We start from the raw sequence: 16,514 nt of genomic DNA on the forward strand, positions 1-16,514 counted from the left end.
CGCCTCACAACAGGCTGGACGGCGTAAGCGGCTGGCCCCGCCACTCAAACGCCACTGGCGCCAGCACCTGATCAATCTGCGACTCATCCCACAACGTAGCGAAGCTTTTGCCTACGCCCGGATGAATCCGATCCGGCGCGATCAACGACAAAGGCCACAGGACGAAGGCGTTCTTGAGGATTTCCGCACGCGGCAGAATCAGCCCATCGAAGTTGCCGACCTGTTCGCCATACAACAATACGTCGATATCCAGTGGCAGTCCCTTGCGGTCTGGCGCATAGCGACCGTTGTCCGCCTCGATGAACTTGAGGCGACGGTCCAACTCCATCAGCGGCAGGTCCGTGAAAGCCGACACGACGAAGTTGAAGAACGGCCCGCTCTTGATCCCCACTGGCTGGCTCTCGAACACGGCCGAACAGCGCATGTCCACGAGGAAACCGGCCAAGGCCTCAAGACCGGCGCACAAATGGGTTTCGCGCTCGATATTACTGCCGAGCCCGAGAAAAACCTGAGTCAGCGACATCCGCGCTCGATCTCCACGCCAACGCCGCTGGCCGCCGGTACGGCGCCAGGCTTGGTCACTTTCAGACGCAGCCAGGTGATCTTGAACTCGTCCATCAGCTCCTGGGCCAGCCGTTCGGCGAAGGTCTCGACCAACTGGAACTGAGCTTGCTCGGCAAACGCCTGGATGCGCGACGACACGCTGGCATAGTCGAGCGCCAGGGTCAGGTCGTCGCCCGCGGCGGCCGGGCGGTTGTCCCAGGCGAAGCTCAGGTCAAGCCGCAGGCACTGTCGGATGCCTCGCTCCCAGTCGTAGGCACCGATTACCGTGTCGACTTCCAGGCCCTCGATAAACACTCTGTCCAAGCACTCTTCTCCGCAGCACGACAAGGGCGCGATGCCCCGTTAGAATCAGGGCGTCCTCGCCCGGAATAGTTAGCATGTTTTGGTTACTGGCGATTCTCGCCTACCTACTCGGCTCGCTGTCCTTCGCCATTTTGCTCAGCCGCCTGACCGGTCGCCCGGATCCGCGAATGAGTGGCTCAGGCAATGCCGGCGCCACCAACATGCTGCGCCTGGCCGGACGCAAGCTCGCCATCCTGACCCTGCTGGGCGACCTCTGCAAAGGCCTTGTCCCGGTATTGATCGCCAGCCTTGCAGGGCTCTCGTTGCAGCAACAGGCCTGGATCGGCGTCTGCGCCGTCATCGGCCACTTGTTCCCGCTGTACTTCCGCTTCCGTGGCGGCAAGGGTGTCGCCACCGCCGCCGGCATGCTGCTGGGCCTGTACCCGCCCGCCGCCCTGCTGGCTGTCTGCGCCTGGCTGCTGACGTTCTACCTGACCCGCACCAGCTCCCTGGCAGCGCTGATCGCCACACCGCTGACCCTGCCATTGCTGGCCTGGCAGGAACCGGCGGCCTTGCTGCCAATGACCGTGCTGGTTGCACTGATCGTCTGGCGCCACCGGGGCAATCTACGCGACCTGTTCGCCGGGCGCGAACGGCATTTTTAAATGCCGTTTCACAGGGGGGCCAACTGCTCCATGGGCCAGCGCGCCTGCACGCTGATTGCCAGGCTTTCCTGCTGGCCGGCCTGCAAACGCTGGCAACCGGCAAAGGCAATCATCGCGCCGTTATCTGTGCAGAACTCCGGCCGGGCGTAGTAAACGTCGCCCTTCATGTCACCGAGCATTTTCTCCAGCGATGTCCGCAAGGCCTTGTTCGCACTCACGCCCCCGGCGATCACCAGGCGCTTGAGCCCTGCCTGCTTCAGGGCGCGCTTGCACTTGATGGTCAAAGTCTCCACCACGGCCTGCTGGAACGCCAGCGAGATGTCGCAACGGGCTTGCTCACTGTCGTCCCCGGCGCTGACGCATTGCTGCCAGGTGTTCAGGGCGAAGGTCTTCAGCCCGCTGAAACTGAAATCCAGGCCGGGGCGGTCGCACATCGGCCGCGGGAACACGAAACGCCCATCGACCCCCTGCGTCGCAAGCCGGGAAATTTCCGGCCCACCTGGATAATTGAGCCCCATCATTTTTGCAGTTTTGTCGAATGCTTCGCCGGCGGCATCGTCGAGGGTTTCGCCGAGCAATTCGTATTGGCCGATGCCATCGACCCGGATGAGCTGTGTATGGCCCCCCGATACCAACAAAGCGACGAACGGGAATTGTGGTGGTTGCGACTCCAGCATCGGCGCCAGCAAGTGGCCTTCCATGTGATGCACACCCAGGGCCGGAATCCCCCAGGCAAAGGCCAGCGCCTGGGCACAGGAAGCGCCTACCAGCAACGCGCCCACCAGGCCCGGGCCGGCGGTGTAGGCGATGCCGTCGATCTCGGTCGGCATGCAGCCGGCTTCAGCCAGGACCTGACGGATCAAGGGCAGCATGCGCTTGACGTGATCGCGGGAGGCAAGTTCGGGCACCACCCCGCCGTAGGCACGGTGCAGGTCGATCTGGCTGAACAACGCATCGGCCAGCAGGCCGCGCTCACTGTCGTAAAGTGCGACACCGGTTTCGTCGCAGGAGGTTTCTAATCCCAGTACTAGCATGGGTTTGCGCCTTGTAGAGGCTGAATTCGAAGGCGCGCATAATAGTCGCCGCGTTGTGCCCCGACCAGCGGTTTTCGATCAGAGGCTTTGCATTCCGAGCGTTGAGGGGTTAACATCCGCAACCCTTAAAAACCGACGTCTTCAAGTGCTCTTTTGCCGCGAGGATGTTGACCCCGGTAATGAATGAAGGTAGCTCTGGATGCCAGCCGTCAAAGTAAAAGAGAACGAACCCTTCGACGTAGCTCTGCGTCGTTTCAAGCGCTCCTGCGAAAAAGCCGGTGTTCTGGCTGAAGTTCGTAGCCGCGAATTCTACGAGAAGCCGACTTCTGAGCGTAAGCGCAAGGCAGCAGCCGCTGTTAAGCGTCACGCCAAGAAAGTTCAGCGCGAACAGCGCCGCGCCGTACGTCTGTACTAATACACAGACGTCCGTAGCAAGCTTCTGCCAAGCCCGGCCTTCAAGCCGGGCTTATGGCATTTGCGGAATAACGCTTGATGCTTCACCGTCAAAGCCGCAGACGCGACCAAGACAACCGCTTCACCGCGTCAGACCTGGCTCTTTTGCCAGCGGTGCACGTCTTTCCTGACGAGCCTTCCAAGGCTACCGACGAGCACACCCTGATTCCTCTAACGACGATCAGCCCAAGGCACCTGCCTGCGTGCCCGCTTCATGAGCTATCCGAGGCCTGACCGGCCGTTACCGGACTCAGCGCAACACATTCAAACAGTCGAATACTGATAGTTATTAACGTCAGTGGATTATCGGCAGATACACTTCCCGACAGCGATGATGCAGACGACCCGGTCGAGCCACCGATTCAGCGTGCCTCAAACCCAGACCCGGTTACGCCTGCCGATTTCGGGTCCATATTTCGCGCAGTGATGATGAGAACGCCATGGCCGGGCTGATTCCCCAGAGCTTTATTGACGACCTCCTGAACCGCACCGACATCGTCGACGTGGTCAGCTCTCGCCTGCAAATGAAGAAAGCAGGCAAGAACTACACGGCCTGCTGCCCGTTTCACAAAGAGAAAACGCCCTCTTTCAGCGTCAGCCCCGACAAGCAGTTCTACTATTGCTTCGGTTGCGGCGCGGGCGGCAATGCCCTCGGCTTCATCATGGACCACGACAACCTGGACTTCCCCCAGGCCGTCGAAGAACTGGCCAAAGCCGCCGGCATGGAAATTCCCCGCGAGGAAAGCGGTCGACCGCACAAACCGCGCCAACCGACCGATTCACCGCTCTACCCACTGCTGACGGCGGCGGCCGATTTCTATCGCCAGGCCCTCAAGAGCCATCCGGCGCGCAAGGCCGCGGTGGATTATCTCAAGGGCCGCGGCCTGACTGGCGAAATCGCCCGGGACTTCGGCCTCGGCTTCGCCCCGCCCGGCTGGGACAACCTGTACAAGCATCTAAGCAGCGACACGCTGCAGCAGCGCGCCATGATCGACGCAGGCCTGCTGATCGAAAACGCCGAAACCGGCAAGCGCTACGACCGCTTTCGCGACCGGGTCATGTTTCCAATCCGCGACACGCGCGGGCGGATCATCGCCTTTGGTGGCCGGGTGCTGGGCGATGACAAGCCCAAGTACCTGAACTCTCCGGAAACCCCAGTGTTCCATAAGGGCCAGGAACTCTACGGCCTGTACGAAGCGCGCAAGAACAACCGCAACCTCGACGAAATCATCGTCGTCGAGGGCTACATGGACGTGATAGCCCTGGCCCAGCAAGGCCTGCGCAACGCCGTCGCGACCCTGGGCACAGCCACCAGCGAAGAGCACATGAAGCGCCTGTTTCGCGTCGTGCCCAGCGTGCTGTTCTGCTTCGACGGCGACCAGGCCGGTCGCAACGCCGCCTGGCGCGCACTGGAGGCTACCCTGCCGTGCCTGCAGGACGGCCGGCGGGCACGTTTCCTGTTCCTGCCCGAGGGCGAGGACCCGGACACCCTGGTGCGCTCCGAAGGGACCGACGCGTTTCGTGCGCGGATCAACCAGCACGCACAACCGTTGGCCGACTATTTTTTCCAGCAGTTGACCGAAGAAGCCGATCCACGCTCCCTCGAAGGCAAGGCTCACATGGCCACCCTCGCGGCACCGCTGATCGACAAGGTGCCCGGCGCCAACCTGCGCACGCTCATGCGCCAGCGCCTGACCGAAATCACCGGGCTCAATAGCGAAGCGGTCAATCAACTGGTGCACAGCGCGCCCCAAGAGGCGCCGCCGGCGTATGACCCGGGTATCGATTACGACGCGATGCCGGATTTCGCCGACTATCATCAACCCCAGCAGGATTACGCCCCCCAGCAGGAATGGACGCCGAAAAAACCCGGCAGCGGCGGCAAGAAATGGGACAAGAAACCCTGGGACAAGAACGGCAAACGCGGCGATCGCGACCAGCCACGTGCCCCGCGCGTGCCGGCCGCCGTCGAACCCCCAACACTGGCCGCCTTGCGCACCTTGCTGCATCACCCGCAACTGGCGGAAAAAGTAGAGGACGCAGGGCACTTCGCCGCCGAGGACCACAGCAATACGCAATTGCTGGTCGCTCTCCTTGAAGCCGTGCAGAAGAACCCCAAGCTAAACTCTTTCCAGTTGATCGCACGGTGGCACGGTACCGAGCAGGGACGCCTCTTGAAGGCTTTGGCCGAGAAGGAATGGCTGATTGATGGAGACAACCTTGAACAACAGTTTTTCGACACCATTACTAGCTTGTCCGCCCGCCAACGCGAGCGAAACCTGGAACAACTTCTGCGAAAAGCTCGCCAGAGCGAGTTGACCAGCGAAGAGAAAAACCAATTGCGCGACTTACTCAGCCGCAATGTTTGCGCATCAAACCCGACCTCAACTGGCGCGTGAGGTCACAGCTCAGGTATAATCCTCGGCTTGTTTTTTGCCCGCCAAGACCTTCAGTGGATAGGGTGTTATGTCCGGAAAAGCGCAACAGCAGTCTCGTATCAAAGAGTTGATCCTATTGGGTCGTGAGCAGGGCTACCTGACTTACGCGGAGGTCAACGACCACCTGCCGGAGGATATTTCAGATCCGGAACAGGTGGAAGACATCATCCGCATGATCAACGACATGGGGATCAACGTATTCGAGGTTGCTCCAGATAAGGATGCCCTTATGCTGGCCGACGCCGATACCGACGAGGCGGCCGCTGAAGAAGCGGCCGCAGCGTTGGCAGCGGTCGAGACCGACATTGGTCGCACCACGGACCCCGTGCGCATGTACATGCGTGAAATGGGTACGGTAGAGCTCCTCACACGTGAAGGCGAAATCGAAATCGCCAAGCGTATTGAAGAAGGCATCCGTGAAGTGATGGGCGCAATCGCGCACTTCCCTGGCACGGTTGACCATATTCTCTCCGAGTACACCCGCGTCACCACCGAAGGTGGCCGCCTGTCCGACGTCCTGAGCGGCTATATCGACCCGGACGACGGCATTGCGCCGCCTGCCGCCGAAGTGCCGCCGCCGATCGATGCGAAAGCCGTCAAGGCCGACGACGACACCGATGACGACGACGCCGAAGCGAGCGACGACGAGGAAGAAGCCGAAAGCGGTCCGGATCCGGTCATCGCCGCACAGCGTTTCGGCGCCGTGGCCGACCAGATGGAAATCACCCGCAAGGCGCTGAAGAAGCACGGCCGCAACAACAAGCAGGCGATTGCCGAGCTGTTGGCACTGGCCGAGTTGTTCATGCCGATCAAACTGGTGCCCAAGCAATTCGAAGGCCTGGTCGAGCGTGTTCGCAGTGCCCTGGATCGCTTGCGTCAGCAAGAGCGCGCGATCATGCAGCTTTGCGTGCGTGATGCCCGCATGCCACGCGCTGATTTCCTGCGCCAGTTCCCGGGCAACGAAGTCGACGAAAGCTGGACCGATGCACTGGCCAAGGGCAAGAGCAAGTACGCTGAAGCCATTGCCCGCCTGCAGCCGGACATCATTCGTTGCCAGCAGAAGCTCAGTGCGCTGGAGGCCGAGACTGGCCTGAGCATCGCCGAGATCAAGGACATCAACCGTCGCATGTCGATCGGCGAGGCCAAGGCCCGTCGCGCGAAGAAAGAGATGGTCGAAGCGAACTTGCGTCTGGTGATCTCCATCGCCAAGAAGTACACCAACCGCGGCCTGCAATTCCTCGACCTGATTCAGGAAGGCAACATCGGCCTGATGAAGGCGGTGGACAAGTTCGAATACCGTCGCGGCTACAAGTTCTCGACTTATGCCACCTGGTGGATCCGTCAGGCGATCACTCGCTCGATCGCCGACCAGGCCCGCACCATCCGTATCCCGGTGCACATGATCGAGACGATCAACAAGCTCAACCGCATTTCCCGGCAGATGCTGCAGGAAATGGGTCGCGAACCGACGCCGGAAGAGCTGGGCGAACGCATGGAAATGCCTGAGGACAAGATCCGCAAGGTATTGAAGATCGCCAAAGAGCCGATTTCCATGGAAACCCCGATCGGCGATGACGAAGACTCCCATCTGGGGGACTTCATCGAAGACTCCACCATGCAGTCTCCGATCGATGTCGCCACTGTCGAGAGTCTCAAGGAAGCGACTCGCGAAGTACTCTCCGGCCTCACTGCCCGTGAAGCCAAGGTACTGCGCATGCGCTTCGGCATCGACATGAATACCGACCACACCCTTGAGGAAGTCGGTAAGCAGTTCGATGTAACCCGTGAGCGGATTCGCCAGATCGAAGCCAAGGCGTTGCGCAAACTGCGCCACCCGACGCGAAGCGAGCATCTGCGCTCCTTCCTCGACGAGTGACCTTCAAAACCCCCGGCCCTGCCGGGGGTTTTGTCATATGCAGATAAAATCCCCTTCGTTACGTTCCCCACCCCCTGTTGCCCGTCTACACTCGAAACATCCTCCCCAAGCCATGACGAGACAGTGATGCCCAGACTGACGGCCGCGCTTTTGCTGTCATTGATCACCTGGACCGCAACAGCTGGCGCGTTGACGCTCACCGATGAGGAGCTCCGCTGGCTCAAGGACCACCCCGACCTGCGCCTGGGTGTCGACGCCTCATGGCCGCCGTTTGAGTTTCGCGACGACCAAGGCCGCTATCAGGGCCTGGCCGCCGACTACATCGAGATCATCCGTGAACGACTGGCCGTCAGGCTCACGCCCATCGAGCCGGCCAGCTGGACTGCCGTGCTGGAGCAGGTCGTACAGGGCAAGATCGACCTGTTGCCTGGCATCATGTCCACTCCGGAGCGCCAGAATTACCTGGCATTTACCCGTCCCTACCTGGATTTCCCCATTGTCATCCTGGCCCATCGCGGTGGCGCCCAGCCCCAGAACCTCAAGGAGCTGTATGGGCTAAAAATCGCCGTGGTGGAAAACTACGCGCCTCATGAGTTGCTGCGTAACCATCATCCCGACCTGAACCTGGTGGCGCTACCCAACGTCAGTTCAGCCCTGCAAGCACTGGCAACCGATGAAGTGGACGCGGTGGTGGGCGATCTGGCTTCCAGTGTCTGGAGCTTGCGCCAACTCAAACTCGAAGGCCTTTATGTCAGCGGGGAAACGCCTTATCGCTATCAACTGGCAATGGCCGTCCCTCGAGACAACAAGGTATTGGTGGGCATCCTGGACAAAGTCCTGGCAGACATGAACCCGGCCGAAGTCGCCGAGATCCAGCAGAAGTGGGTCGGCAATGTGCACGACTATCGCCAGATCTGGTCCGATTTACTGTCTTACGGCCTGCCTACGCTGCTACTCCTGGTCGGCATACTGGCGGTGGTGATTCGCATCAATCGCCGGCTCAGTTCGGAAATCGCCCGCCGCGTCGAGCTTGAGCAGGAGCTGCGCAGCAGCGAGTACCATTACCGTGGGCTGGTGGAAAGCCTGTCGGCCATTGCCTGGGAGGCAAGGGTCAGCGATTTCACCTACAGCTACGTGTCGCCTCACGCCGAAGACCTGTTGGGTTATCCCCTCTCCCATTGGCTGGTCCCAGGCTTCTGGCGCACCATCATTCATCCGGCCGACCTGATCCGCGCCCAGACCTACTGCGAACATGAAGTGCTGGCGGGTCGCGATCACTGCATCGATTACCGGGTTATCACCGCCGATGGTCGTTGCCTGTGGGTACGTGACATTGTCAGCCTGATCAAACACGGGCACGAGCCGCTGATACGTGGGTTGATGATCGATATCAGCGAAGCCAAGCGCACCGAGGAAGCACTGCGTCTTTCGGAGCAGAAATTTGCCTCGGTGTTCCGCCAGTGCCCGGACATCCTGGTGATTGCACGGCTGTTGGACGGCTGCCTTCTGGAGGTCAACAAGGCCTTCGAAGAGCAGATCGGCCTGAGTGCCGCAGAAGTGGTGGGGCACAACGCAACCGAACTGAATATCTGGGGCATTCAAGGCGTGGGGCCCAGCCTGCTGCAGCGTTTGCAGGCCGGCAGCATTCGCAACCTGGAAATGCCCTTTCGCCGCAACAACGGCCAGGTATTCACCGGGCTGATCTCCGCCGAACCCTTCGACCTCGACACGACGCCAGCCTTGGTGGTGGTGGTACGTGACATCAGCCAGCTCAAGGAAACCCAGCAGCAATTGCAGACATCCGAAGAGAAGTTCGCCAAGGCGTTCCACGCCTCGCCCGATGGCCTGCTGCTGTCACGGCAAAGCGATGGCTTGCTGATTGAAGTCAACGAAGGGTTCAGCCGCATTACCGGTTTCAACAGCGCCCTGTCGGTAGACCGCTCCACTCTGGACCTGGGCATCTGGGTCAATCTCAATGAGCGCAAACAGATGCTCGACCTGCTGCAACGGGACGGCTTCGTCAGGGATTTCAGCTGCCATATCCGTCGCAACGACGGACAGATACGGCTCTGCGAAGTGTCCAGCCGCCCACTGCCCATCGGCAACGAAGACTGCATGCTGACCATCGCCCGGGATATCACCGAACGCCACCTGATGCAGGAAAAACTGCAACAGGCCGCCACCGTGTTCGAAAGCACTGCCGAAGGCGTGCTGATCACCGATACGCAACAGCACATCAGCGCCGTGAACCGGGCCTTCACCGAAATCACCGGCTACAGCGAAACCGAAGCCTTGGGCCATACGCCTCGGTTGTTGGCTTCCGGCCTGCATGACAGCGCGTTTTACGCGGCGATGTGGCACCAGTTGACGGCCGAGGGACACTGGCAGGGAGAGATCTCCAACCGCCGCAAGAACGGCGAACTGTATCCCAGCTGGCTGACCATCAGCGCGGTGCGCAATCGCGACCGGCAGATCACCCATTTCGTCGCGGTCTTCGCCGATATCTCCAGCCTCAAGCACGCTCAGGCCCGGCTCGATTACCAGGCTCACCACGACCCGCTGACGGGCCTGCCCAATCGCACGCTGTTCGAAAGCCGCTTGCTGGCCGCTCTCAACGGCCAGCAGGAAAACGGCGGCCAGGGTGCCGTGCTGTTTCTGGACCTGGACCGCTTCAAGCACATCAATGACAGCCTCGGGCACCCGGTCGGCGACTTGCTGCTCAAGGGCATTGCCGTGCGCCTGCGCGAGCAGTTGCGCGACATCGACACTGTGGCGCGCCTGGGCGGCGACGAGTTCATTATTCTGCTGCCGGGCCTGCAACAGCCCAGCGATGCCGAGCACATCGCCCAGAAGCTGTTGAACTGCTTTACCGCACCGTTCCAGGCCGGCGAGCATGAGTTCTTCATCAGCGCCAGTATCGGCACCAGCCTCTACCCCCAGGATGGCTGCGACGTCGCCACGCTGGTCAAGAATGCCGATGCGGCGATGTACCGCTCCAAGGCCAAGGGACGTAACCGGGTGGAAAGCTACACCCGCGACCTCACCGCCCAGGCCAGCGAACGCGTGGCCTTGGAACACGAACTGCGCCGAGCGATTGAACGCAACGAGCTGTCATTGTCCTTCCAACCGAAAATCAGCCTCATCGACAATCGCCTGGTGGGGGCCGAGGCACTGATTCGCTGGTACCACCCGACATTTGGCGACGTCCCCCCCGAACACTTCATCCCGTTGGCGGAAGAAAACGGCATGATCCTGCAAATTGGCGACTGGGTACTGGAACGCGCCTGTCGGCAACTGTGCGAATGGAACAGCACCTACGAAAGCCTCGGCCCCCTGTCGGTCAACCTGGCCGGCGCCCAACTGCGCCAGCCCAACCTGCTGGGGCGTATCGAACAACTGCTGCGCGAACACCAGCTCCGGCCCGGCTTATTGCAACTGGAAATTACCGAGAACTTCATCATGAGCCAGGCCGAAGAGGCCCTGACGGTGCTGCACCAGTTGAAGAACCTCGGCGTGCAACTGGCCATCGACGACTTCGGCACGGGCTATTCCTCCCTGAGCTACCTCAAGCGCCTGCCGCTGGACATCCTCAAGATCGACCAGTCTTTCGTCCGCGGCCTGCCCGACGACCCGCACGATGCGGCCATCGTGCGGGCAATCATCGCCCTGGGCCGCAGCATGCAGTTCACCATCATTGCCGAGGGCGTCGAAACCCTGGCCCAGCAGCAATTCCTGAGCGAAGAAGGCTGCGAACAGATCCAGGGCTACATCGTCAGCCTGCCCCTGTGCGCCGACGAGTTCGCCGCAACGTTTCTTCGTGTGACCGTATCGGATTTTTCGGATAGCACAGCCGAGAAACCGTCGCTATAATCCGCGACCTACTGAGGGCCTATAGCTCAGTTGGTTAGAGCAGAGGACTCATAATCCTTTGGTCCACGGTTCGAGTCCGTGTGGGCCCACCATATAAAAAGCCGCGCAGTGCGCGGCTTTTTGCTGCTCCCACGCTACGCAAAATGCAACTCGGCCACCGTTTCGTTGGCGGCGGTCGAAGAAATCTTCAGGTTCCAGCCAAATCGCTCGCAGATCCGTCGGGTGATGAACAGCCCCAACCCCTGCCCCCCTCCTTGCTCGCGGGTGTCGAGCATGGCCCGAGTGTACCGCCGGGCCGTCTCGGCGGCATCGAAGCCTTCGGTGCCGTTTTGAATGCTTAGCCGATGGGCCGTCAGGCTTATTCTGATTGGCCCTTCGTTGCTGTGCTCCGCGGCATTGCGCAACAGGTTGCTGACGACGATGCGCACCATGGCCTCGGGACAATCAAGTACGACGGGGTCGAATTCGGCGATGACAAACGCTGCCCCCGCTCCCTGCAGCAGATGTTCATGATCTTCCATCAGGGCAGCAGTCAACGTGTCGAGCCGCGTGTGCTCAACGGGATTCAACTGATCGGGCTCCCGGGACAGGAAGAGCAACGCCGACATGATTTCGCTCAGGTTACCGATCGTTGCCTCGATGCGGGCCAACGGTCCCTCGACGGCCGCTGGCAATTCATACAGCTTGATCACGTCCACCGCGCCTGCAATCACCGCGATGGGCGTACGAAACTCATGGCTAGCCTGGTCCAGGAGGCTGCGCTCCCGCTCGATGAAACGCTCGACCCGCTCAAGGTGCCGGTTCACACTGAAGGCAATGTCGTGCAGTTCACGTAACGTGAAGTCGGTTGCGAGGCGTTGGGTCGGTTGTTCAGGGTCGAGCGCCTCCATTTGTTGGGCCAGTGACTGGACCGGACGTTTCATCGTGCGGTAGGTCCACAGGATTGCGGCCAGAATCGTTATGCCACTGCACAGGGCGATCAGCACGCTCACCAGCGCCGTCATGTTCTGATAGTTCTCCAGGTCCGTGATGTCCACGGCCATGATCACGCGCCCGTTCTCCACCTGCGTGACCAGTACGGCATAACTGCGCTCGGTGTCGTAATCATCTGTCTGGTGCTCGTCGTGGTATCCCGGCGCGAGGTCCCCGAAATATCCGGGCATGTCCCCCGGCATACCAGCTGCGGCCAGATGCCAGCCCCGGATGACACCCTGGGAGGGAAGATGCTGTCCGGGAATCGGTTGCCCGCCAGACAGATACTGGTCTGTGCTGGACTGCAGGATTTCACGCCAGATGGGGTGCACTACCATTTGCTGGCTCAAATAACCCTGAATGGTCAGCACCGCCGCCAATGCAAGGCCGAACAGAATGAAGATCGCGCTGATCCTGCGACTCAGACTACTGACTGCCATGGGTTTATCTCGTCGGGGCTGCTCATTCATCGGAAGATTGCAGACGATAACCGCTGCCCGCCACGGTTTTGATCAGCTTAACCGTGGCCTCTGCGTCGACTGCCTTGCGCAGCATGTACATGTGCGAGCGCAATGCATCATTGTCCGGAACGTGGTCCTCCCAGATGAGCGACTCGAGCTCATCCCGACGAACCAGGCCCGGTGACCTGCGCATGAGCAGCGCCAGAAGTCTCCGTCGCACGGGTGTCATCGCGATTGTTTTACCGCCCCTTGTCACCTGCAGACTGTCCAGGTCGAACCGCAAGTCAGCCACTTGCAGTACCTGCGACGCCTGGTGGGCACCGTTCACACGTTGAGTCACCACCCTCAGCCTTATCTCGAGCTCGGCAAGCGCTACCGGCTTAACGATGTAGTCATCCGCCCCCGTCAGGAAACCCTGGATCTTGTTCTCGATCTGGTCCTTGGCCGTGATGACTATGACCGGGATACGGGACTTCAACTCGTTGCGCAGCTTGGCCAGCATCGTGATCCCGTCCATTCGCGGCATCATCCAGTCCAGGACGATGACGTCGTAGCGGTTGATCGCCAGCAGACTCAGCCCCGTCTCACCATCGGGCGCTGCGTCGGGACAATGCCCACACGCCCGAAGGTAATCATAGATATTGGCAGCCAAGGCTACGTTGTCCTCGATGATGAGAACGCTCAAGGCGTGCTTGACCGTATTGTCCATGCTCAAAACTCAAAGAATGTGCAGGAAAGTCGAGGCCCGTGCCGATCAGAACCCTCGCGATATTCCGAAGAACGCCGACACCGCACCATTTGTATCCTTGTCCACCAACGGGCTATCGGTGATTTTTCCGGGGAGACGCTCGTACGAAACGTTTGCGATAAATGCCCAGCGGTCCGCAAATGGCCGTAAGAAATCCAGGCCGACTCGCTGGACTGTCGAACTGCCGGGCCGGTAGTCGACAACGCCTCGCGCGACTTCTCCGGGAAGCGTACCGTAATAATAGTTCGCGAGTTTTTTTGATAGGTGGGAGACACCCACATTGGGCGTGATGCTGCTCTGGCCCCACTGGATCGGGTAACCGTATTTCACCCCAGCTTCATAGCCATCGCTCGCGCTGCTGAGATCACCTTTGACATCGAACTCAAGCTGCCCATACGTCCCAGCCCAGGTGGCGGCGATTCCCAGGTCAATCCCATCGTCACGGTCATCGAGCAGGGAACGATCGATGCCGCGCTCTGCCAGCTCGCGTCGCCCGAAATCTGATCGATCAATGCCATCCATGCGCGCAGACAGCGTTGCATCGACGGTCAGGCCATCATACTTGAACAGATGCGCGCCCCCGGCGATGCCACGCCAGAAAAAGCGCTCACCTTCATAGGTGATGAGGGGGAAAGGGGTCAGTTGCGTATCCTGCCCGGCATATACACCGCTTGATACTGCTGTGCCGAGACCCAGCCCCCAACGGGCGTCTGACGCTTGTTGCGAGAGACCCAGGGTGGCATCGGCGCTGGAGGATTGGGCTTTGACGGCGCTGGAAGTGGCGCAAAGCATCACGGATAGGATCAGCGAATATTTCATTGCAGTACCTGACATGGGGTCGATGAATGGGGCCAAGGCCGCCTGCAGGTCGAACTCTGGACTACGGGTGTCGTTGAAATGTCGCTGGGTTCGCGATGAGGTGACGCAGGCGTGGAACGTGAATGTCGATGCGAGATCCCCCTCACCGGCGCGGCTTCGCTGCCGCACCGGTGATCGGGGCGGTTATTTCGAGGGACTGGCGGAAATGACGTCGGTGTCGATTGAGCCCAGATAATTACTGTAATAGCGCACGCTGCTGCCTGGGCGAAGGTAGATCCCCTTGCTCAGCTCGCCTGCCAGGTATTTTTCGATCACGCCCAGCTGTTGAGCCCGATTGCCCGCGGCCATGAGCTCATTGATCACTTCCGGACCAGGCTCCTTGAAGATCACGCCATCGCCTGTCCCGGTGAGGATGGCACTGCCGGTGCCGATGGCCGGGCGATCGACCATTGGGATACGGCCGCCTTGATACGACCAGGTACGGGTTTTCGCCTGCGCCAGTGTTTCCTGAACAATCGTGCGAAGGTCTTTGATCATGTCGCCCGCGCTGGCTTGCTGACGACGGGCGCCATCGACATAGGTCTCGATGACGACATCGGCGAGAAAGGCTTTCCAGTCCTTGGGCACGACCAGGAAAGGCCCCACGGGAAAGCGATCGCTCCCGCTCTTTGCATCCGGGAAACCGTCCCCGGAAGTGACATCCTTCAAGTTGATATGCCTGACCAACGTCGCTCGGTCGCTGAAGTCCCCACAAAGAAAGAACCCTTTACGTGCTTCATCGAAGTCCGCTAGCGATCTCACCTCGCGGTCAAACCTTGCGCACACCTCGACTTCGTAGTCCATCAAGGCACCCACCGGTGCAACCATGGTTGAGCGCGGGCCGCTGGCGGGTGAAATCTTGGGGAACAGGAACGCTTCGTCTACGCCCACTTCCTTGCCATGCTCCGGATAATTCGTGCCCGCGGCGATATGCGCCAGGCCGCGAGGCCCTACCCCGAGCAGTCGTGCGTAGGAGTGTGTTTGCATTTTCGACCGCTGCCCGACCAGCGCATCGAGCTGCGCGGTGGTGAAACGGCTGATGACGTCGAACGCGTCAGCACTGTGCAGGCCGGTCAACTCGCTCAAGTCGATCGCCATTACGCCGGCGTCGGACAGGGCGACGATCAAAAGCGTACTGGGGATGTTGCCTTTTCGCACCTGTGCAAAGGTGTGCGCGGTTTCCAGGGGCGCCAACATACGTGTGGTGGCTGGAGCCGGACTTGCTGGCGCCGCGATACTTTTCATTGTGGGCATGATCATCGCGACTGCCAGTGCCAATGCAGGTACGACCGTTCTTTTTGAGGACATAGGAAGGCTCGGAATGGGCTGATGGGTGGCATCCATTCTGTTGACCTGTTGTCGTTGGTTTGTCGTCCGCAGTCGTGGCGTGAGCCGACATGCAGATCAGGATTGCGCGGCTTTGGCGTTTTGAGAGGGTGGTCGCCCTGGTCATCCACGCCTGTTATTCCCAACCCTCCCAGAGACGCCCAACGTCTTCACCTGATGCACCGTGCCCACCTGGCGCGCGAGGCCAAGCACGGGCGCATTCTCATAGATGTGCACCCTACGCCGGACGGCCTCCTCTGCCAGTTTTGAGAGAATCGCCTGAGACTACAACCCGACCAACCCCGCCAGCCCGCCGATGTCCGGGATCTGGTGGTAGCCAAAGGCGGCATTCGCCGGTTGCTCATGCCCACGGGCAACGAAGGCCTTGTGCTTGATTTTCATGTCGTGGGCCGACATCAGGTCATAACGGAAACTCGAGGACACGTGCAGAACATCCTCCGGCCCGCAACCGAGGTTATCGAGCATGAACTCGAAGGCGGCCAAGCGCGGCTTATAGGCTTGGGCCTGCTGGGCGGTGAAGACCTTATGGAAAGGCGCGCCGAGCTTGTCGACGTTGGACATGATTTGCTCGTCCATGGCATTGGAGAAGATCACCAATGGAATCTTACCGGCGATTTTCGCCAGGCCATCCGGCACATCAGGGTGCGGCCCCCAGCTCGGCACCGCGTCGTAGTACCGCTGGCCTTCGCCCCGGTACTCGATGCCCCAACGCTTGCAAGTCCGTGCCAGGGCGGTCTTAAGCACCTCATCATAAGGGCGCCAATCCCCCATCACCTGGTCAAGACGATAGGCCGCGTAATCCTTGATGAATTGATCCATCTGCCCGGCGGTGACGCGATCGGCGAAGAGCTCACGCGTCAGGGCTGCTGTTTTGAAGTTAGTCAACGTGCCGTAGCAGTCGAAGGTAATGTACTTGGGTCGAAGAATACTCATGAATGCGGTCCTA

13 protein-coding genes and 1 tRNA gene are annotated in these 16,514 nt (G+C 60.4%); 6 read left to right on the forward strand and 8 right to left on the reverse strand.

The window, feature by feature from the left end; all coding sequences use genetic code 11:
• Nucleotides 1–4: 4 nt before the first annotated feature.
• Entirely contained in the window at nt 5–523 is a 519-nt protein-coding gene (folK, locus tag AB7M32_RS01890) for a 2-amino-4-hydroxy-6-hydroxymethyldihydropteridine diphosphokinase (RefSeq protein WP_072405774.1), read from the reverse strand.
• Nucleotides 514–867 (reverse strand): dihydroneopterin aldolase, encoded by a 354-nt coding sequence (gene folB, locus AB7M32_RS01895; protein WP_039590767.1) that lies wholly within the window; start codon nt 865–867, stop codon nt 514–516. Before folB ends, folK begins: the two co-directional genes overlap by 10 nt.
• Nucleotides 868–941: 74 nt before the next feature.
• Here folB and plsY point away from each other — a divergent pair, with 74 nt between their 5' ends.
• Entirely contained in the window at nt 942–1,511 is a 570-nt protein-coding gene (gene plsY, locus AB7M32_RS01900) for a glycerol-3-phosphate 1-O-acyltransferase PlsY (RefSeq protein ID WP_060740351.1), read from the forward strand.
• 8 nt (nt 1,512–1,519) lie between these two features.
• Here the strand turns inward: plsY and tsaD are convergent, their stop codons facing one another.
• A complete protein-coding gene (tsaD, locus tag AB7M32_RS01905) occupies nt 1,520–2,545 on the reverse strand; it encodes a tRNA (adenosine(37)-N6)-threonylcarbamoyltransferase complex transferase subunit TsaD (protein ID WP_454248921.1) in 1,026 nt (341 codons plus the stop codon).
• 199 nt (nt 2,546–2,744) lie between these two features.
• On the opposite strand from tsaD, the gene rpsU reads away from it, so the two are divergent.
• From rpsU to AB7M32_RS01930, 5 genes are all read left to right on the forward strand, one after another.
• Nucleotides 2,745–2,960, forward strand: a complete 216-nt coding sequence (gene rpsU / locus AB7M32_RS01910; protein WP_002551877.1) for a 30S ribosomal protein S21 — start codon at nt 2,745–2,747, stop codon at nt 2,958–2,960.
• 478 nt (nt 2,961–3,438) lie between these two features.
• Nucleotides 3,439–5,397 carry a DNA primase gene (gene dnaG / locus AB7M32_RS01915; RefSeq protein ID WP_454248922.1) on the forward strand — a complete coding sequence of 653 codons (1,959 nt, stop codon included), beginning with the start codon at nt 3,439–3,441 and terminating at the stop codon, nt 5,395–5,397.
• A gap of 67 nt (nt 5,398–5,464) precedes the next feature.
• Nucleotides 5,465–7,312: an RNA polymerase sigma factor RpoD gene (rpoD, locus tag AB7M32_RS01920; RefSeq protein ID WP_060740348.1), complete on the forward strand. Its 1,848-nt coding sequence runs from the start codon at nt 5,465–5,467 to the stop codon at nt 7,310–7,312.
• A gap of 126 nt (nt 7,313–7,438) precedes the next feature.
• The gene (locus tag AB7M32_RS01925) at nt 7,439–11,182 is read left to right on the forward strand and encodes a bifunctional diguanylate cyclase/phosphodiesterase (RefSeq protein ID WP_454248923.1); all 3,744 of its coding nucleotides are present in this window, start codon (nt 7,439–7,441) and stop codon (nt 11,180–11,182) included.
• Between the two features lie 15 nt (nt 11,183–11,197).
• A tRNA-Ile gene (locus AB7M32_RS01930) sits at nt 11,198–11,274 on the forward strand.
• Between the two features lie 42 nt (nt 11,275–11,316).
• Here the strand turns inward: AB7M32_RS01930 and AB7M32_RS01935 are convergent.
• The 5 genes from AB7M32_RS01935 to AB7M32_RS01955 all read right to left on the reverse strand — a co-directional run bounded on the left by AB7M32_RS01935 (nt 11,317) and on the right by AB7M32_RS01955 (nt 16,501).
• Entirely contained in the window at nt 11,317–12,594 is a 1,278-nt protein-coding gene (locus AB7M32_RS01935; RefSeq protein ID WP_454248924.1) for an ATP-binding protein, read from the reverse strand.
• A 22-nt stretch (nt 12,595–12,616) separates the two neighbouring features.
• Entirely contained in the window at nt 12,617–13,324 is a 708-nt protein-coding gene (locus tag AB7M32_RS01940) for a response regulator transcription factor (RefSeq protein WP_454248925.1), read from the reverse strand.
• 45 nt (nt 13,325–13,369) lie between these two features.
• A complete protein-coding gene (locus tag AB7M32_RS01945; RefSeq protein ID WP_454248926.1) occupies nt 13,370–14,182 on the reverse strand; it encodes a MipA/OmpV family protein in 813 nt (270 codons plus the stop codon).
• A 183-nt stretch (nt 14,183–14,365) separates the two neighbouring features.
• Nucleotides 14,366–15,565, reverse strand: coding sequence for a fumarylacetoacetate hydrolase family protein (locus tag AB7M32_RS01950; RefSeq protein WP_454248927.1), 1,200 nt, complete (start codon nt 15,563–15,565; stop codon nt 14,366–14,368).
• A 267-nt stretch (nt 15,566–15,832) separates the two neighbouring features.
• Entirely contained in the window at nt 15,833–16,501 is a 669-nt protein-coding gene (locus AB7M32_RS01955) for a haloacid dehalogenase type II (RefSeq protein WP_454248928.1), read from the reverse strand.
• Between the last annotated feature and the right edge of the window lie 13 nt (nt 16,502–16,514).

The sequence above is a fragment of the Pseudomonas sp. R151218B TE3479 genome, assembly GCF_053629195.1.

Excerpts from the sequence above, each read along its gene's own strand:
- folK (WP_072405774.1), bottom strand. The coding sequence starts at position 523 with ATGTCGCTGACTCAGGTTTTTCTCGGGCTCGGCAGTAATATCGAGCGC.
- plsY (WP_060740351.1), top strand. The coding sequence starts at position 942 with ATGTTTTGGTTACTGGCGATTCTCGCCTACCTACTCGGCTCGCTGTCC.
- tsaD (WP_454248921.1), bottom strand. The coding sequence starts at position 2,545 with ATGCTAGTACTGGGATTAGAAACCTCCTGCGACGAAACCGGTGTCGCA.
- rpsU (WP_002551877.1), top strand. The coding sequence starts at position 2,745 with ATGCCAGCCGTCAAAGTAAAAGAGAACGAACCCTTCGACGTAGCTCTG.
- dnaG (WP_454248922.1), top strand. The coding sequence starts at position 3,439 with ATGGCCGGGCTGATTCCCCAGAGCTTTATTGACGACCTCCTGAACCGC.
- rpoD (WP_060740348.1), top strand. The coding sequence starts at position 5,465 with ATGTCCGGAAAAGCGCAACAGCAGTCTCGTATCAAAGAGTTGATCCTA.
- AB7M32_RS01925 (WP_454248923.1), top strand. The coding sequence starts at position 7,439 with ATGCCCAGACTGACGGCCGCGCTTTTGCTGTCATTGATCACCTGGACC.
- AB7M32_RS01935 (WP_454248924.1), bottom strand. The coding sequence starts at position 12,594 with ATGGCAGTCAGTAGTCTGAGTCGCAGGATCAGCGCGATCTTCATTCTG.
- AB7M32_RS01940 (WP_454248925.1), bottom strand. The coding sequence starts at position 13,324 with ATGGACAATACGGTCAAGCACGCCTTGAGCGTTCTCATCATCGAGGAC.
- AB7M32_RS01945 (WP_454248926.1), bottom strand. The coding sequence starts at position 14,182 with ATGAAATATTCGCTGATCCTATCCGTGATGCTTTGCGCCACTTCCAGC.
- AB7M32_RS01950 (WP_454248927.1), bottom strand. The coding sequence starts at position 15,565 with ATGGATGCCACCCATCAGCCCATTCCGAGCCTTCCTATGTCCTCAAAA.
- AB7M32_RS01955 (WP_454248928.1), bottom strand. The coding sequence starts at position 16,501 with ATGAGTATTCTTCGACCCAAGTACATTACCTTCGACTGCTACGGCACG.